The following is a 4,410-nucleotide window of genomic DNA, read 5'->3' as shown; positions in this document are numbered from 1 at the left end:
CGCGGGAGGCGCGCGGGCCCGCCGGTCAGTCCTTGATGACCGCGTCGCGGGGGCCGCCGTAGACCGGGTTCTTGTCCAGGCGCTCCTCCGTGACGAGCAGCTGGATCACCCCCTTGGCGTTCTGCTCCGCCTCCCAGACCACCCAGTCGTCGCCGACGGGCGTGCTCTGGGTGCGGTCGATGGCGAACCCTCCCGGGTTGCCGGGCGGGACGGTGATGACCGCGAAGATCACCTTCCGTCCGAGCTTCCTCAGCTCGGGCAGCACCTCGCCGACGGTCTTCTCGTCCACCCGCAGACCTCCCAGCTCGCGGGTGCTCATACCGTGGAACTCCGGTTCCTCCTGCTCGACCGTGGGCATGGGCACGGGCTCGCAGGGCGCCACCGGGCCTTCCATCAGCCGCGTGGTGGTCAGGCCGCCCTTGCCTCTGAGGATCCAGACGAACGTCTGACCCGGGCCGAACAGGTTGGTGTTGATGCGCATCTGCACGCCCTGCGACTCGCCCGGGATGTTCTCCGGCAGGCTGTAGATGCCGCGCGGGATGTTCTCCACGACCTTCCCGCGCGGTTCGCGGCACGTCATGTCCTTGGGCACGTAGTCCACCGTCGCGGGCACGCCCAGCTCCTTCAGCCGCCGCTCCAGCTCCGGGGCGTCGTCGAAGTCGCGGATCCGGATCGTCACCATCCCGTCGTCCAGGTTGACGGCCCACGAGGCCGGTGTGCCGTCCTTCAGCGCGATCGGGACCGTCACCACACCCGCGGCCAGCGCGACCGCGGCGGCCAGCCCGAACGCCAGCCGCCTCGGCCTGACGCCGCGCCGCCTCGGCCTGACGCCGCGCCGCGTCCGCCGAGCCGTGCCCGATGCCGTGCCGGGCTCCGTGCCCGGATCCGTGCCCGGCTCTTCGGCGATGATCGCGGCCAGCAACGCCCGCGCCCCCGCGCCGGACGGCTCACCTCCCCGCTCGCCCGGCGCGACCCGGGCCAGCGCCCTGATCGCCGCGATCTCGTCGACGCTCTTCGCAGTGTGCTTCACAGTGTCGTTCGCGGTGTCGTTCGCAGTGTCCTTCGCGGTGTGCTTCACAGCGCTCCCCCCAACGGCGTCTCCGCCGGGACCAGCCGGCTCTCTGCGGTGACGTGCACGCCCGCCGACGCCAAAGCGCGCGACAGGCGTCTGCGGGCGCGGTGCAGCCTGATGCGTACGGCGTTGCGGGACAGCCCCAGCGCCTTCGCGATCTCGTCGCGCTCCAGCCCCTCCCAGGCGACCAGGGACAGCAGCTCCCGGTCGTCGTCGGACAGGCTCAGGAACGCCCGGCCGATCGCGTCCAGCTCGACCTGGGTGTCGGGCGAGTGGCCGTACCGGTCGGCCAGTTCGGCGTCGAGCTCGGCCGTGCGCTCCCGGCGGCGGTTGCCGCTCCGGAAGTGGTTGGCCAGGACCTTGCGCGCCACGCCGTACAGCCAGAGGGTGGCCTCCGGGCCCTCCGGCAGCTCGTCCACCCGCCGCCAGGCGACGGTGAAGGTCTCGGCCACCACGTCGGCGGCGTCCTGAGGCGAGTCGCACCGGCGTACGGCGTAGGCGGTGATCTGGCCGTAGGCCCGGTTGTAGGCGGCCTCGAACTTGGCCGACCGCTCGTCATCCACGGGCGGTTCCCATGGTGGATCTCCTCATCGAATCATTTGTGCGGACACCCCTGCCTATGTGCGCTCATGGGCCATCATTTCGCCGGAAACAGCGGTCAGGCACCAGCGGGCCGGCGAGTACATGCTGACGGTCGCCTTCGACTTCCCGGTGAGCACCGTCCGGTATCACCAGCACTGGGGCGAGAACAAGATCTTCCTGGAGATCGAGGACTCGCTGTACGGGTTCCGGGAGGAGTATCCGGACCTGGACTTCGTCGACCCGGCGAAAGGCGCCACCCCCGTCGCCGGCGAGATCCGGTACCGCGAGTACAACGACGGCATCACGCTCTCCGACCCCGCCCCGGACGTCGAGTCGGCGTCTCTGCGGTCCATGCGGTGGGTGCGCGACAACGGCGGCATCTCGGTCCAGTTCCTGGCCGTGGACAACACGGTCGCCTTCTGGATGGACCGGATCGCGGATTTGGCCATCCTCATCCTCGGCGCGGCCGTCGGCATCCTCCTCACCCCGAGCGGGAGCCGCGATCCCGGCGCGGTACCGGATCGATGAGCCGTCGAGCTGCCCGCGCAGGCAGCCGTCGAAGAACTGGTCGGCGCGAACATCGGGAAATCCGAGAACAACGTCCGGGACGCCGGATAATGATTACACCTTCGAAGAACCTGTCGGCCCATATTTCAATAACAGCCCGATAAACGTTTGCGGCGCCGGTGAGCAGCCGACTACGGAACGCGCCGAAACGTCTGTGGTGGGCCCGGTCGGCTGCGCGACGGCGAAGCCCGCGCCGCAATTCTGGTAATAAAGTCTTCCTGTGTGAATCACGTCACACCGCCGCGGCCGGTCGCTTGCGCGGAAAGCGAGTGAGCTGCCCCGACCTCTGAAGTCGGCTCAATTTCATGCCTCCTGCTCCATCGTGGGCCGCCTTGTCAAGATCTATTCCTGATCGCGCTGGCTGTGTATATCTGAGGCGTTATTTATGGGGAGCTTACAGGGGTGCGCCCGGATGCCCTTGTGTTTTCTGTTTCCACGGGGAGTGTGGGCGTGACTGTGCGGCGTGCTCAGAAAAGTGCGAAAGTGCTGGGGCAGAGCGGGTTATGGCTCGGACGGGGTGCGCCGTCGAAGTGGGTCAGCCGCCTCGCGCTGGCCGCGACCGTGGCCCTCCTGCCGGGGATTCTCACCCTGGAGGCGCAGGCGGCCGTTGTCGCACCCTCTCCAACGCGGCTGGACATTCCCGGCTCTCCCTCCTCCGGCAACGCCGGCAAGGCCCCCGTGCAGCGCGCCGGATCGGCGGAGAACCTGCCGCACCTCGTCGATCCGGCCGCCACTCAGCCGCGGAGCAAGGGCAAGGCCACGGGCGACGTCAAGCGCCCCAAGGGCTCGCTGCCGGTGGAGAAGCCGCGCGAGCTGCCGGACGAGCCGGCCACGGACGGGCTGAACAGCCCGCCGCCGCTGAAGTGGGAACCGGCTCCCGCCGACACCCCGTCGCGGCCGGCGACGAACGACGGCCGCCCCTCCCGCGGAAGCGCCGAGGGCGCGGGCGTCGGCAAGGCATCCCCGACGGCGCTCGACGGACGTCAGGGGAGCGGGGCGATGGCCGCCGAGACGGCTGTCCCCAGGGCGCGGACCGTGTCGGCCGTCGCCGCCGCCGCACTTCCTGTGGTGTCGGACCTGTCGGTGTCGGCGGGTCAGTTGTCGTCGGGGTTGTGGACGTTGTCGTCGACGACGCCGTATTTCGCGGCGTCGGGTGCTGATCCGGAGTCGCGGTCGTTGAAGCTGGAGGCGCAGGTCGAGCATGACCCGTCGGTTCCCGCTCAGGGGTCGGGGCTGATCTGGTCCGACAGCGGTCAGGTGTCGAGCGGTTCGTGCTCGTCCTGGAGCAAGTGCTCCCTGCAGAGCCCCACCGTGGGGGCGGGCGAGTTGAAGGACGGCTGGCTGGTGCGCTGGCGCGTGCGGGCGTCGACCTCGTCCGGCGTGGTGGGGGCATGGACGCAGTGGCAGGCCGCGCGGGTGGATCTCGCCAAGCCGGTGCTGTCCGACCTGTCGGTGTCGGCGGGTCAGTTGTCGTCGGGGTTGTGGACGTTGTCGTCCACGACGCCGTATTTCGCCGCGTCGGGTGCTGATCCGGAGTCGCGGTCGTTGAAGCTGGACGCCGAGGTCGAGCACGATCCGTCGGTTCCCGTTCAGGGGTCGGGTCTGATCTGGTCCGACAGCGGTCAGGTGTCGAGCGGTTCGTGCTCGTCCTGGAGCAAGTGCTCCCTGCAGACGCCCACCGTGACGGCCGGCAAGCTCAAGGACGGCTGGCTGGTCCGCTGGCGGGTCCGGGCGTCCACCTCTGGGCAGGTGTCGAGCCCGTGGTCGGAGTGGCAGTCGGCGCGGATCGACATCTCCAAGCCGGTGGTGTCGGATCTGTCGGTGTCGGCGGGTCAGTTGTCGTCGGGGTTGTGGACGTTGACGTCGACGACGCCGTATTTCGCCGCGTCGGGTGCTGATCCGGAGTCGCGGTCGTTGAAGCTGGACGCCGAGGTCGAGCACGATCCGTCGGTTCCCGCCCAGGGCGCGGGGCTGATCTGGTCCGACAGCGGCCAGGTGTCGAGCGGTTCGTGCTCGACACGGAGCAAGTGCTCCCTGCAGACCCCCACCGTGACGGCCGGCATGCTCAAGGACGGCTGGCTGGTCCGGTGGCGCGTCCGGGCGTCCACCTCGGGGCAGGTGTCAGGCCCGTGGTCCGAGTGGCAGACGGCCACGGTCCAGGTCAGCGGCACGGCGGGCAACGGTCTGGG

4 protein-coding genes are annotated in these 4,410 nt (G+C 69.7%); 2 read left to right on the top strand and 2 right to left on the bottom strand.

Going from position 1 to position 4,410, the window contains the following annotated elements:
* Positions 1-25 precede the first annotated feature (25 nt).
* Both AB0J71_RS49760 and AB0J71_RS49755 read right to left on the bottom strand, forming a co-directional pair.
* Positions 26-1,078, bottom strand: coding sequence for a hypothetical protein (locus tag AB0J71_RS49760; RefSeq protein WP_364421442.1), 1,053 nt, complete (start codon positions 1,076-1,078; stop codon positions 26-28).
* On the bottom strand, positions 1,075-1,635 hold the full coding sequence (locus AB0J71_RS49755; protein ID WP_364421440.1) for an RNA polymerase sigma factor: 561 nt from the start codon (positions 1,633-1,635) through the stop codon (positions 1,075-1,077). The genes AB0J71_RS49760 and AB0J71_RS49755 overlap by 4 nt, the downstream gene beginning before the upstream one ends.
* A gap of 58 nt (positions 1,636-1,693) precedes the next feature.
* Between AB0J71_RS49755 and AB0J71_RS49750 the strand changes: the two genes are divergently transcribed.
* A complete protein-coding gene (locus AB0J71_RS49750) occupies positions 1,694-2,182 on the top strand; it encodes a hypothetical protein (protein WP_364421438.1) in 489 nt (162 codons plus the stop codon).
* A gap of 522 nt (positions 2,183-2,704) precedes the next feature.
* Positions 2,705-4,410: hypothetical protein (locus AB0J71_RS49745; protein ID WP_364421436.1), on the top strand; the 1,706-nt coding region annotated here is incomplete at its 3' end.

Source organism: Nonomuraea sp. NPDC049637, from assembly GCF_040675235.1.
In the GTDB taxonomy this organism is placed as follows: Bacteria; Actinomycetota; Actinomycetes; order Streptosporangiales; family Streptosporangiaceae; genus Nonomuraea.
The sequence above is the reverse complement of the archived record's forward strand: the minus strand, read 5'-3'. Positions and strand labels throughout refer to the sequence as shown.